At 50.3% G+C, this 17,776-nt stretch carries 20 protein-coding genes, 3 tRNA genes and 1 pseudogene; 9 read left to right on the forward strand and 15 right to left on the reverse strand.

Annotation, left to right across the window (positions count from 1 at the left end):
• Nucleotides 1-2: 2 nt before the first annotated feature.
• The 7 genes and pseudogenes from GILYN3_RS05955 to prmB form a co-directional block, all read right to left on the reverse strand.
• Complete coding sequence (locus GILYN3_RS05955) at nucleotides 3-707, reverse strand: response regulator transcription factor (protein ID WP_232305513.1); 705 nt, start codon at nucleotides 705-707, stop codon at nucleotides 3-5.
• Nucleotides 692-1,147 carry a DUF3019 domain-containing protein gene (locus GILYN3_RS16460; RefSeq protein ID WP_084005141.1) on the reverse strand — a complete coding sequence of 152 codons (456 nt, stop codon included), beginning with the start codon at nucleotides 1,145-1,147 and terminating at the stop codon, nucleotides 692-694. Before GILYN3_RS16460 ends, GILYN3_RS05955 begins: the two co-directional genes overlap by 16 nt.
• The gene (locus GILYN3_RS05965) at nucleotides 1,095-2,093 is read right to left on the reverse strand and encodes a MipA/OmpV family protein (protein ID WP_049721995.1); all 999 of its coding nucleotides are present in this window, start codon (nucleotides 2,091-2,093) and stop codon (nucleotides 1,095-1,097) included. Before GILYN3_RS05965 ends, GILYN3_RS16460 begins: the two co-directional genes overlap by 53 nt.
• Before the next feature lie 146 nt (nucleotides 2,094-2,239).
• Nucleotides 2,240-3,001 carry a rhamnogalacturonan acetylesterase gene (locus tag GILYN3_RS05970; protein ID WP_049721996.1) on the reverse strand — a complete coding sequence of 254 codons (762 nt, stop codon included), beginning with the start codon at nucleotides 2,999-3,001 and terminating at the stop codon, nucleotides 2,240-2,242.
• Between the two features lie 51 nt (nucleotides 3,002-3,052).
• Nucleotides 3,053-3,850, reverse strand: coding sequence for an amidohydrolase (locus GILYN3_RS05975; protein WP_049721997.1), 798 nt, complete (start codon nucleotides 3,848-3,850; stop codon nucleotides 3,053-3,055).
• Between the two features lie 54 nt (nucleotides 3,851-3,904).
• On the reverse strand, nucleotides 3,905-5,005 hold the full coding sequence (gene aroC, locus GILYN3_RS05980) for a chorismate synthase (protein ID WP_049721998.1): 1,101 nt from the start codon (nucleotides 5,003-5,005) through the stop codon (nucleotides 3,905-3,907).
• A gap of 144 nt (nucleotides 5,006-5,149) precedes the next feature.
• Nucleotides 5,150-6,041, reverse strand: a pseudogene (prmB, locus tag GILYN3_RS05985) (50S ribosomal protein L3 N(5)-glutamine methyltransferase).
• Between the two features lie 200 nt (nucleotides 6,042-6,241).
• On the opposite strand from prmB, the gene folE reads away from it, so the two are divergent.
• Nucleotides 6,242-6,781, forward strand: a complete 540-nt coding sequence (folE, locus tag GILYN3_RS05990; RefSeq protein WP_049721999.1) for a GTP cyclohydrolase I FolE — start codon at nucleotides 6,242-6,244, stop codon at nucleotides 6,779-6,781.
• 59 nt (nucleotides 6,782-6,840) lie between these two features.
• Here the strand turns inward: folE and GILYN3_RS05995 are convergent, their stop codons facing one another.
• The 6 genes from GILYN3_RS05995 to GILYN3_RS06020 all read right to left on the reverse strand — a co-directional run bounded on the left by GILYN3_RS05995 (nucleotide 6,841) and on the right by GILYN3_RS06020 (nucleotide 11,624).
• Nucleotides 6,841-7,479, reverse strand: a complete 639-nt coding sequence (locus GILYN3_RS05995; RefSeq protein WP_084005143.1) for a DUF4892 domain-containing protein — start codon at nucleotides 7,477-7,479, stop codon at nucleotides 6,841-6,843.
• Nucleotides 7,466-8,311: an alpha/beta fold hydrolase gene (locus GILYN3_RS06000; protein WP_049722001.1), complete on the reverse strand. Its 846-nt coding sequence runs from the start codon at nucleotides 8,309-8,311 to the stop codon at nucleotides 7,466-7,468. Before GILYN3_RS06000 ends, GILYN3_RS05995 begins: the two co-directional genes overlap by 14 nt.
• A 94-nt stretch (nucleotides 8,312-8,405) precedes the next feature.
• Nucleotides 8,406-8,864: a phosphohistidine phosphatase SixA gene (sixA, locus tag GILYN3_RS06005; protein WP_049722002.1), complete on the reverse strand. Its 459-nt coding sequence runs from the start codon at nucleotides 8,862-8,864 to the stop codon at nucleotides 8,406-8,408.
• A 55-nt stretch (nucleotides 8,865-8,919) separates the two neighbouring features.
• Nucleotides 8,920-9,339, reverse strand: coding sequence for a DUF4389 domain-containing protein (locus GILYN3_RS06010; RefSeq protein ID WP_049722003.1), 420 nt, complete (start codon nucleotides 9,337-9,339; stop codon nucleotides 8,920-8,922).
• A 181-nt stretch (nucleotides 9,340-9,520) separates the two neighbouring features.
• The gene (locus GILYN3_RS06015; RefSeq protein ID WP_049722004.1) at nucleotides 9,521-10,558 is read right to left on the reverse strand and encodes an NAD(P)H-dependent glycerol-3-phosphate dehydrogenase; all 1,038 of its coding nucleotides are present in this window, start codon (nucleotides 10,556-10,558) and stop codon (nucleotides 9,521-9,523) included.
• Nucleotides 10,559-11,123: 565 nt separating this feature from the next.
• Entirely contained in the window at nucleotides 11,124-11,624 is a 501-nt protein-coding gene (locus tag GILYN3_RS06020; RefSeq protein ID WP_049722005.1) for a flavin reductase family protein, read from the reverse strand.
• A 282-nt stretch (nucleotides 11,625-11,906) separates the two neighbouring features.
• Here GILYN3_RS06020 and GILYN3_RS06025 point away from each other — a divergent pair.
• The 8 genes from GILYN3_RS06025 to GILYN3_RS06060 all read left to right on the forward strand — a co-directional run bounded on the left by GILYN3_RS06025 (nucleotide 11,907) and on the right by GILYN3_RS06060 (nucleotide 16,378).
• Nucleotides 11,907-11,983 (forward strand) — tRNA-Pro (locus GILYN3_RS06025).
• 35 nt (nucleotides 11,984-12,018) lie between these two features.
• Nucleotides 12,019-12,095: transfer RNA gene (locus GILYN3_RS06030), tRNA-Arg, on the forward strand.
• Nucleotides 12,096-12,236: 141 nt separating this feature from the next.
• Nucleotides 12,237-12,312, forward strand: a tRNA-His gene (locus GILYN3_RS06035).
• A gap of 268 nt (nucleotides 12,313-12,580) precedes the next feature.
• Nucleotides 12,581-13,432: a bifunctional methylenetetrahydrofolate dehydrogenase/methenyltetrahydrofolate cyclohydrolase FolD gene (folD, locus tag GILYN3_RS06040; protein WP_049722006.1), complete on the forward strand. Its 852-nt coding sequence runs from the start codon at nucleotides 12,581-12,583 to the stop codon at nucleotides 13,430-13,432.
• Between the two features lie 70 nt (nucleotides 13,433-13,502).
• The gene (locus tag GILYN3_RS06045) at nucleotides 13,503-13,799 is read left to right on the forward strand and encodes a hypothetical protein (protein ID WP_049722007.1); all 297 of its coding nucleotides are present in this window, start codon (nucleotides 13,503-13,505) and stop codon (nucleotides 13,797-13,799) included.
• Between the two features lie 5 nt (nucleotides 13,800-13,804).
• Nucleotides 13,805-14,596, forward strand: coding sequence for a pseudouridine synthase (locus GILYN3_RS06050; RefSeq protein WP_232305514.1), 792 nt, complete (start codon nucleotides 13,805-13,807; stop codon nucleotides 14,594-14,596).
• A complete protein-coding gene (gene rsuA, locus GILYN3_RS06055; protein ID WP_049722008.1) occupies nucleotides 14,583-15,308 on the forward strand; it encodes a 16S rRNA pseudouridine(516) synthase RsuA in 726 nt (241 codons plus the stop codon). The genes GILYN3_RS06050 and rsuA overlap by 14 nt, the downstream gene beginning before the upstream one ends.
• A complete protein-coding gene (locus GILYN3_RS06060) occupies nucleotides 15,305-16,378 on the forward strand; it encodes a methyltransferase (protein WP_049722009.1) in 1,074 nt (357 codons plus the stop codon). The genes rsuA and GILYN3_RS06060 overlap by 4 nt, the downstream gene beginning before the upstream one ends.
• A 6-nt stretch (nucleotides 16,379-16,384) precedes the next feature.
• Here GILYN3_RS06060 and GILYN3_RS06065 read toward each other — a convergent pair whose 3' ends face one another.
• Together GILYN3_RS06065 and GILYN3_RS06070 are read right to left on the reverse strand one after the other, a co-directional pair.
• On the reverse strand, nucleotides 16,385-17,110 hold the full coding sequence (locus GILYN3_RS06065; protein WP_049722010.1) for a methyltransferase domain-containing protein: 726 nt from the start codon (nucleotides 17,108-17,110) through the stop codon (nucleotides 16,385-16,387).
• Nucleotides 17,097-17,696 (reverse strand): DNA-J related domain-containing protein, encoded by a 600-nt coding sequence (locus GILYN3_RS06070; protein WP_049722011.1) that lies wholly within the window; start codon nucleotides 17,694-17,696, stop codon nucleotides 17,097-17,099. The genes GILYN3_RS06065 and GILYN3_RS06070 overlap by 14 nt, the downstream gene beginning before the upstream one ends.
• Between the last annotated feature and the right edge of the window lie 80 nt (nucleotides 17,697-17,776).

Raw genomic sequence — 17,776 nt, forward strand, 5'->3', positions numbered from 1 at the left:
AGCTACTCCCAGGCGTCGGCTACCAACATATAACCGCGCCCCCACACTGTTTTAATCCGCGAAGGGTTATCACTGTGATCACCAAGCTTTTTACGCAGGTGCGACACCCGCACATCAACGGTACGATCAAGACCATCGTATGGGCGTTGACAAATAGTTGTAAATAAATATTCGCGGCTTAACACCTTGCCCGCTTGGCGTGCCAAGGTCAGCAACAAATCGTACTCATGGCTAGATAAAGGCACGACCACGCCAGCTAGTTTTATTTCACGGGCGCTAGCGCGCACCTCTAGCTGACCAATAGTGATACCCCCCGCCTCTATCGGCTCGCGATTACTACGACGCAACAAGGCATGAATGCGGGCCAGCAACACTCGTGGCTCAGCGGGTTTAATCACATAATCATCCGCGCCAACATCAAACCCTAAAACCTGATCGGCATCGCCGTCACGCGCGGTTAACATCAATACCGGCCCATCGTATTTCGGGCGAATTTCTTTGCAAATACTAATGCCATCTTTACCCGGCAGCATTAAATCTAAAATAACGATATCTGGCTGCAAATTTTGTACTTGACGCGGCACATTAAGACCGTGAGATTCCACCACCACCGTAAAGCCATTGGCCTGTAAGTAATCTTTCACCAATTCAGCTAGGCGCTCATCATCTTCAGCTAACAACACTACATTCATCAAAAAAAGCTCCATGGATTACGCCGACGACGGCGATAACGCTTGGCATCGGCAATCACCTCAAACGCGCTACTGGCAACTACCTGTTGACCACTCAACTCAATCAGCTGAAACTGAACATCACTTTCGGTTTCTAACATTGAAGTATGACTGCCCGAGCGGGATTGTTGCCAGCAATCAAGCGGATCGGGTTCACCTTGCTCATAAAGACATAGCGAACGGTTGTGATCGGCGCGCCAGTTAACCCTCACCCGATCGCGACACACGTTCTCCCCTTCACCTAACACACACAAATTAGGCTGAACGGTTAACTTTACAGTAGAGTCTTCTGGGGCAGCATACGCCGGTATTGTCGCCCACAGTACGACTCCAGCGACGATAAAACATCCCAGCCTATGCGGACTAAAAATGATAAACGCCCCCGATAAAAACAGTCGTCGAGCCTCTTTGATCAATCAAAGGACTGTCTTTAATACCTTCGCCAAACCACTTTTGATGCAAGGTCGCCTGTAGCGTCCAATGCTTCGCCAGTGGACGGCGCCAATCGAGGCGAACATAGGGCGTTACGCTATCACCCGCCCGATACACTAACTCCGGGTCCTGCCCCACCTCATCAGTATCAAGCCCGTAGTAGTAATCGACCAAGGCATCACTCTGCCAGACAAACCCACCGGCCAAGGTAAACTCATTGCGCCCGTAGCGCAGACGCTGATCGACACCGGCGCGTAACTCTTGCCCACCGTGAACATCAATCAAATCATTTAATAACTGTAAGCTAAGCCCCGTGTTTTGATAATAAAGGCTGTACTCCAAGCCACCGAGCAGCGCCATTCGACGCGGACTTAGATCATCCAAGGTGACCGCCGCTTGAGTTTGTTCTGCGGCAAAATTGCGCTTATGGAAAAACTCACTGGGGCCATCTTTGTCGGTAGTATTTGGGGTTTTGGTCGTATCTTCTACGGTTTCCGTATCGCCTACAAAACCCTGCCCATCGCTTGGCACCATACTGATGGTGTGGCTGCCGCCTGCCCCCTCGATGACAAAGTTACCCAATGACAAATCATTAAAGTAGGTTTGATCAAGTCCCAACGTTGTGACTACCGCGACTGTTTGATGCTCGCTCTCAAACAGTGAATAACCTAACGTTGTGGTATCAAAAAAGAACCGCTCACCATAATAGCTAGCCTGAGGTAACAATAAGACAGGAATATCATCACCGCCCACCAGCGGATTGGTACGGCCACCAAGGCCAACGCCCAACGAAACCTGCCACTCCCCAATGGCGACGCAATCACTCGGATGCTCCTGGCAGTGAGAATCGGCAGCGCTTAACGGTGACGACACAGACAGCGCACACAGCAACCACGCCGCTCTGGATATACCCCGTATTTGATTTAACATTACACTCACAAAAGCACCTTAACTTACATTAATCGCCAGAATATCTCAGGCTCTCCTGGTCATCCCACCTTCACTATAGAAAAATTAGGCCACCCTAGGCTAGTAAATCACCCTGGGGTTTTGTAACAGATTGTAATAACTCAAAATTAAAGCGTTAAATGCTTCGGATCGGGTATCCGTAAACGCGAGACCAATGGATGCTGTTGGCGCTTTAATTCGGTCAAAACCAACTGTGCCACTTCACGCGCTCCTAGGTGATTAAGGTGTGTGTCATCAGTCACGCCCAGAGGGTAATTAGGATGCAAGTTAGCAGCAATATGCATAAAACGCAGTGCCGACAGCTCATCGCCCAGCGCGCCAAAATAGTTGCGAGTAATGGCCTCCATATCCACCAAAACAACCTTTTGTACATGAGCAAGCTCGCGCACAAGATCCGGATAAACACCATGAGTCGGCGTGATCACACCCTGCTCGTTAAAATAACGACGCGTGATTGGCGTTAATAAAATAGGCTCGGCCTGTTTAAGGCGCACATCGGCAACAAACCTAGCAAGGTTAGCTTTATAGTCCTGGGGCGGCGTGTAACGGTCTTGCTTATGCTCGGATTGATCGTTATGACCAAACTGGATCAGTACATAATCGCCTGGTTGCAACGCTGCCACAATTTCACCCCAGCGCCCCTCGGTAATAAAAGTGCGAGTACTGCGGCCATTGCGGGCGCGATTATCCACCACAATATTCTCGTCAAAAAAGTAACTGAACGGTACACCCCAACCGGTCTCGGGGTAATCTTTCACCTCTTTAATCGACATGGTCGAATCGCCAGCCATAAATACCCGCGTTATTTCGGTGCCATAACTGACCAAGCTCATCAACAACAACACACAAACCATAAAAACGCGGGACATAAGCAAACCTCCAAGATGAATTATTAATCATCGTGCCTTTAGCAAAAAGAATCAGCCGAGTGGTAAAGTAAAATCATCGGCATCTAAATGTGCAGGAAAGCCCGCCCGATACGCTTTAAGCTCCGCACCATCCAACAGCGCATTAATCACAGTGACATCGGCTCCCGCATCGGCAAGCAATTTACCCTCGGGTGAGTAAACCACACTGCCGCCGGCATAATCTTGCTCATAAACATCGCGACCAACGCGGTTAACGCCAATGACATACGTTTGATTTTCGATTGCCCGCGCCTTTAACAACGTACGCCAATGATCTTGTCGCGCCGCCGGCCAATTAGCGACATAAAGTGCTAGGTCATAATCGCCGCGATTACGACTAAAAACCGGAAAGCGCAAGTCATAACACACCTGCACCAGTACTCGCCATGAACCGATACTAAACACTTGGCGTTTATTACCCGCGCTATAGCGTTCGTGCTCGCCGGCCATACGAAACAAATGCCGCTTATCGTAATAAGCCAATGGCTGGCCTGGAGCGGCCCACAGTAGACGATTAAAATGAGTAGGATGAGAAGTCGTTGAAGCTGAAGCAAAGACCACCGAGCCGGTGATAACTGCGTTATAGCGGGAGGCTTGCCGTATTAACCACTGACTTACAGCTCCTGCTTCGGTTTCGGCATGTTGCCGCGCACGAGGATGAAACCCGGTGGTAAACACCTCTGGCAGGACAATCAAATCGAGCTCGGCGTGACAATGCGCACTAAGTTGCTGTTCAAAGGCGGCCAAATTAGCCGCACTGTCATCGGGGATAATATCGCTTTGAACTAGAGCTACACGTAAATCGGACATATAAAGGCCTATTGAGCGCGCTCAGGCAGCCAAACGACAAACCGCTACGAGTTGTTAGTCACACTGTGCGGGGATATGCGGGATCGAATGCTCGACACCGCCGTTTTGGCCGCGCTGGCGTAAAACGTGATCTATTAATACTAGCGCTAACATCGCCTCGGCAATGGGCGTTGCGCGAATCCCAACACAAGGGTCATGACGACCGGTAGTCACCACCTCGACTGGGGCACCGTGGACATCGACACTACGACCGGGAATACGCAAACTGGAGGTGGGTTTTAACGCCATATGCGCAACAATATCTTGACCTGTTGAGATGCCCCCCAAAATACCGCCGGCATTATTTGAGACAAATCCTTCGGGTAATATTTCATCGCGATGCTCGGTACCTTTTTGCGCAACACTGGCAAAACCGGCACCTATCTCGACGCCCTTAACGGCGTTAATGCTCATCAAGGCATGGGCAATTTCCGCATCTAAACGATCAAAAATGGGCTCGCCTAAGCCTGCCGCAACACCACTGGCCACCACGGTAATTTTAGCGCCGACAGAGTTGCCCTCTTTGCCCAGCGCTTGCATATAGGCTTCCATTTCCGGGACTTTGCTGGCATCGGGGCAAAAGAAGGGGTTGTTGGCAACTTCGTTCCAGTCAACCGATTCAATCGCAATAGGCCCCAATTGCGATAAATAACCACGTATTTCAATGGCAAAGAATTCTTTTAGGTATTTTTTCGCAATCGCACCAGCGGCCACACGCATCGCGGTTTCGCGGGCCGAGCTACGGCCACCGCCACGATAATCGCGCACACCGTATTTATGCATATAGCTGTAATCGGCGTGGGCGGGGCGAAACTGATCTTTAATATTAGAGTAGTCTTTCGAGCGCTGATCGGTGTTTTCAATTAACAGGCCGATAGGTGTGCCGGTGGTTTTACCTTCAAACACGCCCGATAGAATCTTGACCTGATCGGCCTCACGTCGCTGCGTGGTATAACGCGACTGGCCGGGCTTGCGCCGGTCTAAATCCAGCTGGATATCGTCTTCGGTAAGAGCTAATCCTGGCGGGCAGCCATCAACGATACAACCTAAAGCCAAGCCGTGGCTTTCACCAAACGTTGTGATTGTAAAAAGCTTGCCAAAACTGTTGCCAGACATAACGGTTCCATTACTGTAAACGAATAATAAGGGGCGATTATACGCATATTAAATCGCGATGTATCGCCAGCTAGATTCAAAGTATCGCCACTTAGATTCAAATTTGAAGCACTGCAGCCAGATAACCACCGGCCTAGCAATCCGCTACGCCAGCAACGCCTCACGCGTTATGACAAATACGCCGTGACCACCGCGCTCAAACTCTAACCACTGAAAATCAAGCTGTGGGTAAGCTTGCTCTAACGCTAAAGCGCTATTGCCTACCTCAACCACCAACACCCCGCCGTCGTTTAAATGATCTGGTGCCTCGGCCAGTAAGCGGCGGGTAAAATCCAAACCATCAGCACCCGAGCCTAAGCCAATTTCTGGCTCGGCGTGAAACTCGGGCGGCATTGCGGCTAGGTCATCGGCGTCTACATAGGGTGGGTTACTAACAATCAAATCGAAACAGCGCCCTGCCACCGAGGCAAATAAATCGCCTTTGGCACACGCCACTCTTGGCGCTAAGTCATGCTCTTTAATATTGCTCTCGGCCACCGCCAAAGCATCGGCGCTAATGTCACTCAGGGTGACCTCCGCATCAGGAAACTGATAGGCACAAGCGATACCGATACAGCCGCTGCCAGTACATAAATCCAACACATACTCGGGCGCATCCGTCAGCCAAGGGGCAAAACCGGCCTCAATGAGCTCGGCAATGGGCGAGCGCGGCACCAGCACGCGCTCATCGACGTTAAAATCTAAACCGCAAAAACGCGCCCGCCCGGTTAGATACGCCGCCGGCACAACGCTTTTCGACCCGTTGGCGCAGCAACTCTAACACTCGGATTTTCTCATCGTCGGTTAAGCGCGCATCCAACACATGGGGGTTCTCAAACCCCAGCAAGTAAACGCCTGCCAGCACCAGCTGCGCCGCCTCATCCCAAGCGTTATCAGTGCCGTGACCAAAAAATAGCCCCGCCTGATTAAAGCGACTAGCGCCATAGCGAATAAAGTCTCGAACAGTGACAAGCTCGGTGCGAGCTTGTGTTTCTATAGATTGCTGCACAGCGTAATTACTCGTAAAGGGTGACAAAGGCGCCATTGTACCGGCAATTAAAGCCAGAGGAAGCCTTTACCGACCGCAGAGTTTGGCGTAATGTTGCCGCCTTTTCATAAAACATGAATACTGTGGCTTTATTGCCCCAGATTCACCCGGCTGGCGCCGAGCGTCCGTCTTAGACAGGATACCAACAGATGCAGGAATATTTTGCCAAAATTATCGAGGGAATCGGCGAAGATTTAGAGCGCCCAGGACTGATAGACACCCCTAAGCGCGCCGCCAAAGCCTTCCAGTTTTTAACCAAAGGCTACCACCAATCTCTTGATGAAGTTGTTAATGGCGCGCTTTTTCCGTCCGACTCAAACGAGATGATTATGGTCAAAGACATCGAGCTCTACTCGATGTGCGAGCACCATATGCTGCCGTTTATTGGCAAAGCGCACGTTGCCTACATCCCCACCGGCAAAGTTGTGGGCTTATCCAAAATTGCTCGGATTGTCGATATGTTTGCCCGTCGCCTGCAAATTCAAGAGCAATTAACAGTACAAATTGCCGAATCGATTGCCGAAATAACCGGTGCGTCGGGTGTTGGGGTGATTATCGAGGCGAAACACATGTGCATGATGATGCGCGGCGTTGAGAAACAAAACTCGAGCATGAAAACCTCGGCTATGCTCGGCACTTTTCGCAGCAATCAAGCAACTCGTACTGAGTTTTTATCGCTGCTGCGTTAGGCCTCTACGCACTGTCCTCGCCATTGACCTCAAAACAATGGGAGGACAGCCTACAGCGACTAAGGAGCCGCTGTTAACACTTCCAGCTGAAGATAAACCCGCTTGTTGCCGCGCAACACGGCATAAATCGTGACGTAAACCCCATTAGTACCAGGCAACATCACCTCATAGGCACCGTAATACTGGTACTGGTCCAAGCCGTACAACTGCAATATATTAAAGTGGTTATTGGCCCAATTATTAGATTCTCCGCAGTCGCGCGATTCGCATACAAACAACTCACGCAACGGGTACTTTTGCAGCTGGCGAGCATAATGCAAAAAGCCATCACGAGCCGTGTGATTGTCAGGTAAACGAAAGGTTCTACGCTGTAAATCACCGCTTAAGCGCAGCTCATCGACACGCCATAAGCCGCGAATTTTACGGTAGGTGCCAAGCGCGACCAGATAATCGCGAATGTACTCGCTAGAATACGATTCAAGATTCGCACCGGTGAACCCATCAAGTTGCAGGCTTACACCCTCGCCTGCCACGCTTACAAGTGTCTCATCAGCCGGCGCACTGCCTTGCCCCGAACTCGCTGCCGTCACACTGACCGAGCGCTCACCTAAGGCCCAAGCCGGCGATACCAGCACCAATAAAACGACTAGGAAGCAAACACTATTAGCCGCCGGACTTACCGCTCTAAAGAAAGTCATTAATGTAACTTGCCACCGTTTCAGCTTGTTCTTCCATATGCAAATGATGGCCGCCGGCCAAACTAATCACTTCTAGTTGCGGATACTCCAGCGCAGCCTCTTTAAAGCCTGGGAAAATTTTCGGCATACCGGCATCGCCGAGCAATACTCTAGCTGGCGATGTAATTGCCGAGATAAAAGCGTGAATCTGACCGCGAGTTAACTTAAACGATGAAGGTGCCAATAAACGTTGATCGGTGCTCCAACTGTAACCACCCGCAACCGGTGTTGTACCGCGCTCGGTAAGTGCTCGGGCAGCGGTCTCACTAAGCGGAAACATGCCTCGTGTACGCGCCTTAACCGCTGCGTCTAAATCGGCAAAAACACGTAAAGGCTTATCGGCTAACTCGCGATTCTTACGAATAGATTCGGCCAGTTGTTTGGGGGCATCTTCCGAGCTTACCGGCTCGGGAAACAATCCCTCTATCAACACCATTTTTTCGATTCGCTCAGGAAAAGCCCCGGCTAATAATGCCGATATAATGGCACCACGAGAATGCCCCAACAAACTAAAACGCTGCCAACCCAAAGCATCCGCGATGGCCAATACGTCGGCCACGTCATCCCAAATATTGTAAGGCGCGCTGCCTGGGCGGTGATCGCTCTGACCATGACCGGCCATATCTAGGGCGATGATATTTAAACCCTTTAATTGTGCGGCGAGACGGGTAAAGCTGGCGCAGTTATCGAGCCAACCGTGCAGCGCTAACACTGGACGCCCCGTCTCATCGCCCCATTGCTCGGCCTTGTAGTTCAGGCCCGCAATTTCAAACTGTTGCTGTTTGGGGGTCATACACACTCCAAAGGTAGGCGGTGAAAATAATCATTAGCTAAATAACAATAAAAAACTAAGTACGCTTAAAACAAGCGATTACAGTGGGTTACATTTACGGATGCAGCAACCACTGCAAACGCCCCATATCGGCGGCGACAACATCCAGCTCGACCGCCGCCAATGATGCTGTCCTCATATCGTGAGCGGCGCTCGAGCCACATAGCGTATCTAATAATGTAGATGCTAGCGGCTGATGACTGACCAGCAACACTGATTCAAGCCCAGACTCATACAAAGCATCAATAAGATGGCCAACACGAGCCTCAGGCACAATCAAATCGCTTACTCGCTCGCATTGAGCGGACAAGCCCAGCACATCAAGGGCAATCTCCGCGCTCTGGCGGGCGCGCACATAAGGGCTAACCCAAACATCCGTGACCGCAGACATTGCATCCCGCTTGCGAGTTAAAATATTACGCACATCTTCACGCCCAGAGGCCACTAATGCACGGCTGGCATCATTCGCTAAAAAAGGCTCGGCGCGACCGTGGCGCAATAAAAATAAACGCACAAGTTAATCCTCCTTAAATACAGAGCTTATCCTTAATATCATCCTAACTGAATGCTTACTCTGACTTGGGTTTATCGTCATCGCCGCTAGCTACATCGACAACTTCAGGCTCAATAACTTCAACTTCTGGCGCGCTCGCTTCGGCCGCCGGAGCCGGTGCGGCATCGGCCTCGGGCTCTACAACTTCGACTACTGGCGCAGGCGTAGGCCAATCGGCAAAAGGAAACGGCTTGTCATCGCTGTTGTAGGTTAAAAACTGTAGGGTTTGAGCAATAAACTGCGTAAGCGAGTCACCCAGCTGACGCAACTTAGTGTTGTCGTTGCCGGTAATTAAGGCAAACAAAAACTGCACTAATACCAACACCCCAACCACAAAACTGGCCACATATAAAATAAACGCAAACAAAATGATAAACACCAACCGAATCCAATGATCGGGCGAGGTGATATTAGACTTTATCTTTTCGTTATCCATAAAAATCCCTTAGTTCATACTAGCTTAACTGAAAGTGTACTGATCGCTCAGTGTATCATTATGCCGCTCAAGTACCATTGCGCGAATAAAGCGCCACGATAATCGAGCCACATATTTACACCAAACAAACAGCTGTGATTAAAAAGTGTACAGGCGGTACAACTACCCGGCTTAAGTTCGATTACAGCTTACTGGAAAATCCGGCCCCACCATTGTATTCAACATCGTTACTTTGCTCTCCCAGCATCAGCTCGCGCACCACATCGGCTACCGCACGACGCTCAAACAAAATACTGTAAAGCCCGCTAACCAGCGGCATATAAACACCCAACTCGTCGGCTTTTTGTTTGACTTGCTGCAAGGTATTAACGCCTTCGGCCACTTGCCCCAGGCCCGACACTACCGCATCCAGCGGCTCACCTTGACCTAACTGAAACCCCACACGGTAGTTACGGCTCAGATCAGAGGTACAGGTCAAAATCAAATCGCCAACCCCGGCCAAGCCCAAAAAAGTCATTGGATTAGCACCCATCTCACCGGCAAAACGGCCCATCTCGGCTAGGCTTCGGGTCAATAACATAGCTTGGGCGTTTTTGCCCGCCCCCATCGCCGCAGCCATACCGCAAACAATCGCATAAATGTTTTTAAGGGCACCGCCCAATTCAACGCCACCTCTATCGGTATTGGCATACACTCTAAAAGTCTCCGAGCGCAATATCTGCTGTACCGCTTGGCAAACGCGCGGACTTTCGCTCGCGATCACGCTGCCGGTATGTTGCATCGCAACAATCTCTTTGGCGAAGTTCGGCCCACTCAGTACGCCTATGTCGTGATTAGGCAGCTCTTGTAGCAAAATATCGCTCATTAGCGTAAAGCCTTCGGGCTCGATACCTTTAGCGGTACTCACCACTATCGCGTCATCTTTTAAGTATGGCCGCAACTTTCGCGATACGGCCCGAAACGAATGACTGGGAATTGACACAAACACCAAATCGGTATCAGCCACCGCGCGCTCCAAATCGGCTGTAACCTCCAATCCATCGGTCAAACGAACACCAGGCAGATAACGCTCATTTTCGCGCACATTCTGACAATGTTCGGCATTCGCTTGATCGCGCATCCACAAAAAAGTCTTGTGGCCATTGGTTGCCACTATATTCGCAATCGCCGTGCCGAAGCTTCCACCGCCCAACACTGCGACCTTTTGTTTGTTACCCATGAGCTGTAAACCCCTTCACCTGCACAGCCAAACCATTGGTCTGGCTGTGCATATTTAAAATACTTATTTAGCCGTTACTGCTATATAACCACAAATGTAGCCACTAACGACCACGGCAAAAACCAGCAAACTCGTTAAACCGTAACCATTGTGTGCAATTTATCAGCGCTAAAATTTTTTCCACACTTTCTGTGGATAACTTGGTGGATTGTTTTTGTGAAGAGCACCCTAAACCCCGTATTTACTGGCCAGAGCACAAATTGAACACTTTTTAACCTTTATAATTAATCCCTTTAAAATCAACACCTTACAACCTTAAGTAAGTGCTTTTTGAGGTTTTAATGGCATTTTTAAGCGACTCAAAGCGATACTCGCGATAAATGTGCATAAAAAGTTAGTGACCATTAACCGTATACTTGGCGAAAACTCAAAACTTTAAAAAATCCAGTATAACTTCACTAAAAAATCAGGATAATTTAACCGCCGAGTAAGCCCCTCAAAACACGCCATTCAAAAACATAATTTAATCTAAGCTACACACGGCTTTAATCATTAGCTTGCGTGGCTAGATTTCACTGATCCGCTGATAACCACCACTGTGGTACAACAACGGGTCAGAATCCTGCTCGCTGACTAACACGTCATTGATTTTGGCAATCACGATATGGTGGGTTCCGTAACTCACCACTTTATCTGTCTGGCAAAAAAACACCGCCTCCGAATCTGTCAGGTAAGGAACCGCATCTGGCCCTTCTAGCCAGCTCCCCACACTAAAGCGATCGTGGACTGGCTCAAAGCCTGCACACACATTAGAGACTTGCTGTTGATGATGGCTGAGTACATTGACAGCAAAATTACACCCCAACAGCTCCAAGTGGCCTTGTAGTGATATCTGCTTATTTATACACACCAACAGCGATGGTGGGTTATCTGACACCGATGTTACCGACGATACGGTCATCGCAAAGCGTTGCTCATGGTCAATCCGTGTCGATAGAACACTGACTCCAGAGGCTAAACGTCTCATCCCCTGCTTCATGGCTAGGGCCACGTTAGTATTATGCATAGAACCTCCACATTCTTAAGATCGCTATTTTGACCATCCACGCCTAGAGACACAAGCGTACACCCACCTTCTTTGCTCTCAAATATCGTCAATGACGAGCTTTTAGCCAATTTGGCTGCACCGCAAGCAAATTGGCTAGCGCGCAAACAGCCGCCATCATACACAAGCTAACTCTTTGGTTTTTTTTACAAATTGATCAGTTTTTTCGTTGACGACACGGTAATGCGTGGGTATTATGCGCACCTCTTGAATCGCGACAGCAACATGAACGCAGCAAGACATCGGAGTGTAGCGCAGCCTGGTAGCGCGTCTGCTTTGGGAGCAGAATGTCGGGGGTTCGAATCCCTCCACTCCGACCATTTTACCGAGCCACCCGGCTCAATGCTCCAGCCATGCGCCCGTAGCTCAGCTGGATAGAGCATCCGCCTTCTAAGCGGATGGTCGCAGGTTCGAGTCCTGCCGGGCGCGCCATACCTTGCCTACTTAAATCTAGCTTGGTTAGGCAAAGCGCTGATCCGCACCGCTCTTACCTTTAGAGCAACGGTTAAAAGCAACTGTTAAAATCAAAAAAACAGGCGCTTGAGTTAGTAACAGGCAATGCCTGACACAATGGTGGCTGTAGCTCAGTCGGTAGAGCCCTGGATTGTGATTCCAGTGGTCGCGGGTTCGATCCCCGTCAGCCACCCCACTTCTTCCCCCTCTCCAATTTTTCATCAATTAATCTAAGTACTCTTTATTGTTCTATACTTAATATGCTTAGGCTTAATATAGCCTACACCTCTACCCTTTAAGTCTGTGCCCTATACTCGTAACAAAGCTTGCCTAAGCCGCTAAAAAAATCTTAATTTTAACGTTTAGTACCTTGGCCTAACGCCTCGGCTATGTGAGAATACCGCCCCTTTCTTTATGCACCGCAGCGCGCTTTTATCGCGCCGCCAACTAAGGTACTGCTCTCCATGTCTGCACTGCTTCTCGATGGCAAAGCCCTTGCGGCAAAAACCGAACAAGAACTGTCGGCTCGCATCAGCGATCTTAAATCCGGTGGCAAGGGTCAAACCCCTATTTTGGCCACTATTTTAGTGGGCGACGATCCAGCATCGGCAACTTATGTCCGCATGAAAGGCAATGCTTGCGAGCGTATCGGTATGGAGTCGGTCAAAGTCGAAATGGCTATCGATACCACCACCGAACAACTGCTGGCTAAAATCGATGAGCTAAACAACAACCCTAACGTGCATGGCATTTTGCTGCAGCATCCGGTACCCGAGCAAATTGACGAGCGCGCCTGCTTTGATGCTATCGCCCTTCAAAAAGATGTCGATGGCGTAACTTGCCTAGGCTTTGGCCGCATGAGCATGGGCGAAGAAGCATACGGCTGCGCCACGCCTAAAGGTATTATGCGTTTACTTGAAGCTTACGATATCGAGCTTGCCGGAAAACACGCCGTTGTGGTTGGACGCAGCCCAATTTTAGGAAAACCGATGGCCATGATGCTGTTGGGCGCTAACGCCACCGTCACCATTTGCCATTCACGCACCAAAAACTTGGCGGATCATGTTCGTCAGGCCGATATTATCGTGGGGGCCGTGGGCCGCCCAGAGTTTATCAAAGCCGAGTGGATTAAAGATGGCGCCGTGGTGATCGATGCCGGTTACCACCCAGGTGGTGTTGGCGACATTGAGCTGGGCCCATTGGTTGATCGCGTTAGCGCTTACACCCCAGTACCCGGCGGCGTTGGCCCTATGACCATTAACACCCTTATTTACCAAACGGTAGACTCGGGTGAAAAAGCTATTGCAGGAAAATAAAAAATTGCGTCTAACACAAGTCCCTAAAACAAGCTTTATTGCTTGTACTGTATGGTTTTCAAGCGTGCTAATGACTATTAGCACGCCCAGCTTGGCCGGATCCACAAACAACTACACCTTCGCCTGTCAGCTTGAAGGCAGCACACGCCTAGTCGAGGTGGTGTATCTGCTGCCCGACCAAAAAGTCCCTTGCGAAGTGCGCTACCAAAAAGATGATGAAGAGATAAAAGTATTGTGGCGCGCCGACAACCAAGAAGGGTTTTGTGAAAGTCACGCACAACAGCTAATAAAGGAACAGCGCGACTGGGGCTTTGATTGCGATAGCGATGACCCTGTACCCCGCTCGACTGCCTCTAATCTTTATTAAGTGACGTGTCTACCCCTACAAACGCGCCACCCAAGCAACCCGAATTAAGCATTCTGTATCGCGATGAACACCTCATCGCGATCAATAAGCCCAGCGGCTTGTTGGTGCACCGCAGCCCAATAGACCGCCACGAAACGCGCTTTGCCATTCAACTCTTACGAGATCAAATAGGTCAGCGAGTTTATCCGGTACACCGACTCGACAAACCTACCTCTGGAATACTTTTATTTGCCCTCAACAGTGACACCGCCCGCGCCGTGAACGAATCTTGGCAGGCCGGCAACGTCAGTAAACATTACGTCGCCTTAGTGCGCGGTTATTTTGATACGCCCTGCTTAGTCGATCACCCCTTGCGCTACCAACCCGACAAGCACGGTGATGCCCCAGGCAGCAGCCAGCCACTGCAAAGCGCGCAAACCATGTTTAACCCACTGGCGCGTATCGAGCTACCAGAGGCGGTGGATCGTTACCCCACCAGTCGCTATTCACTGGTACACTGCCGCCCGATAACCGGACGCAAACATCAGCTTAGGCGCCACCTTAAACATTTACACCACCCAATTATCGGCGACCCTAAATACGGTAAAAGCGTACACAATCATTTTTTTGCCGATCGCTTTGGCGCCAATCGCCTGCTGTTAGCGGCCACCGAACTACAACTGCGCCACCCTATCACCGACGCGCCACTCATCATTAGCGCGCCCATCAGTGGCCGGTTTGCAACAACCATAAACGCCCTAAACTGGCACACATCACTGCCAAGCAACTGGCGCGAGGCTAACAATGCGACTGGATAAATACATTGCCCACTGCACCGGCGCAGGCCGCAAAGAAGTAAAACGTTGGCTACACGCCGAGCAAGTCACCGTAGCCGGTACAACGGTTAAAAATTCGGGACAAAAAATAACGCCCGAGCAAACTGTACTGTTAAATGGTCAAACATTGCAGTACCCAAGCCCGCGCTATTTAATGCTTAACAAACCAGCCGGCGTTGTCTGCGCTAACGATGACGGCGAACACCCCACGGTTCTCGATTGCTTGGGCGATACCGACACCCGCGACTTACAAATTGCCGGACGGCTCGACAAAGACACCACCGGACTTGTGCTAATAACCGACGACGGCCAGTGGAATCACAAAATCACCGCTCCGCGAGCCGCAAAAGATAAAGTTTATTGGGTCACTACTGCCGAGCCTATTACCGAACTATGCATCACGCAATTTGCCAAAGGCTTGCAACTTAAAGGCGAGAGTAAACTGACCCTCCCGGCAACCTTAGAGTTGATCGGTGAATGCGAAGCGCGGGTAACGTTACACGAGGGGCGCTACCATCAAGTAAAGCGTATGTTTGCCGCTTGCGGTAACCATGTTAGGCGCTTGCACCGTGAATCGGTGGCGGGCATAGTACTTGATGCAGCGCTTGCTCCGGGCCAATTTCGCTCACTAACCGAAGCCGAGATTGCCCAAACCCTAACCCCGAACAAAACCATTACCAGTACTGATTTATGAACGATCCCGCGCTAAATTGGCTGCTAAACGATTATCAAAACTCACCTGAGCGCAACAATACAGTTTGGTTATGCGATGAAGCCGCGCGTGAGTTTAGCGAGCAGCTGCCGGTTCGTGAACAGACACAATTCATCAGCAATCGCTGGGATGTCTACACACGCTTAAACGCCAAACAGCACCGCGTCTGCTTTAACGATTTTGATTTCAGTGCTATTGCCGACAATTCACAGGCACAAGTTTACTATCGCATTTCAAAAGAAAAGCCGGTGGTGCATCACATTATTAACGCCGCCGCGCGAGTGCTGCAACCGGGCGGTGAGCTTATTATTGCCGGGTTAAAAAACGAAGGGGCAAAAAACTTTTTAGATAAAGCAGCCAACGTTTTAGGTTGCTCTAAAGCCACCAAAAAAAATGGCTTGGCCTACAGCGCACGCCTAATGAAACATGACATCTCGGCGCTGCTCGACGACAGTCACTATTCGCATTTGCGCGCCATCGCCCAACTAACAACCACCCGCGGCAATGAATTTTCGCTGTGGAGCAAACCCGGACAATTTGGCTGGCAAAAAATCGATGCTGGCAGTGAATTTTTATTGGCCACCTTGCAACAATCGCTCTCGCCTACAGATGCGAAGCTGGCGGTTTTAGATCTAGGCTGCGGCTACGGTTACCTAAGCTGCGGCGCGGCGCAAAACCTATTCAACCCGCAAACCACTCAATTCACCCTAACCGATAACAACGCCGCCGCACTGCAAAGCGCACAACACAATTGCCAGCAGCTAGAGCTAAACGCCAATGTAGTTGCCGCTGATGCCGGAGCGGAAATTTCCGAGCGTTTTGATATTGTATTGTGCAACCCGCCCTTCCATCAGGGTTTTAACGTCAGTGATGATCTGACCGAACGATTTATTGCCAGCGCCAGCGCACACCTAAAACCCGCCGGTCACGCTTACTTTGTCGTCAATGCTTTTATTGGCGTCGAGCAAAAATCTAAAGCGCATTTTAAGACGTGCCGCGAGCTTGCCAATAACCGCCAATTTAAAGTGTTGCAGTTAAGCGCCCCATACTAGCCATACCTAGAGCGCCCGCACGTAAATATTTTCACCTATAGCACTAGGCATAAAGCTACACAGCCTATCCTGCCAGTCAGCCACATAGGCCTGCCGATAAAACGCCCCTATACGGTTGTCGTAACGTTTGTGCGACCACTCCAGCGTAGCCGCAAAAGGCGTGCTGCCATCAAGTAACACCTGCCAGGCGGCGCGAAACTCCGAAACGGCGGTAAAATTAACCAACAATAAGCCGGGCGAGCTTAACGCCCGACTCAAGCGATGTGACCATTTAGGTGTTAGCGCCACCACGCGGGATGGCTCGCCATTTTCCGAGGCAAATAAATCATCGATAATCAAATCAAACGCGGGACCGCGATAAAACTCCATAAAGGCCAATGCGTCAGCTTCTAACAATAATGTATTCGGCCCATCGGCACGAAAAAAACGCCGCGCAATGGTTAAGTGTACAGCGTTAATATCAACCCCAATAATTAACGCCTGTGGGTAGCGCTTGCGCAGCGCACAAATTACCGCTCCACCACCAACCCCCAGCACCAAAATACGCCGTACCGCTTGGTTGGCTAAAACAATACTCGGCAGCCACAACAAATCCCACAAGCTGCCATCAAAATCCCGCGTAGGGTGATGCTGAGTATGAAAAATACCGTTGGTATACAAACGCAAGCTGGCACCGGCGCGGCACACACGGTAGTGGTGCCCCTCTTTATCGCGATGGTTAAACAGTTCCATTAGCTGCTAAATCTCTGCGCAGTAGCGCCATTGCCCAATTAATATCTTGCTGCTGTTGTGCGTCACCGCCACGATCTGGGTGTGCCGTCATTGCCAATCTTCGGTAGCGCAGCTTTACCTCCTGCAAAGTCACCGGCGCCTCTAAGGACATAATTGCCAGGGCGCGGGCGCGGTCGTCGCTATTGACTTGCACGCTCGCGGCCTGCCGCCAAAAATCATTTAGCAGGCCCTCAACGCTGCTTTGGGTGGCGGCGTGATAATGTGACCAATCGAGGTAGTAATCGCGCAAGTTAGCCTCCCTAGCACCGCCAACGGCCTGCTCTGTGGCCTGCTCCAGCGTTCGCACACGCACATCCAACAAACCTATATCAAGATCCAGCCCTTGGGTTAACAACTCATCACGCCACAGATACAAGGCGTTAAACAGCGCAAAGTGGGTCTGAAACAACAGCAGCGGGTTAGCACTATAATCTTTGGGCAATAGCTCTTGAGCAACCAAAAGCTTTATCAAGCTTTGCTCACTATAAACTTGGCCGGCCTCATTCAGCAGCAGCTGCAGTGGCTCTAGTAACGGATTAGTCGACATATCTCCCCTGCTGTACAGTTGCTGCACATCTTGATCAAGCTCTCGAGTATAGCGATTTAGTCTTAAGTTGACGAACAACC

Source organism: Gilvimarinus polysaccharolyticus, from assembly GCF_001187555.1.
GTDB lineage: Bacteria > Pseudomonadota > Gammaproteobacteria > Pseudomonadales > Cellvibrionaceae > Gilvimarinus > Gilvimarinus polysaccharolyticus.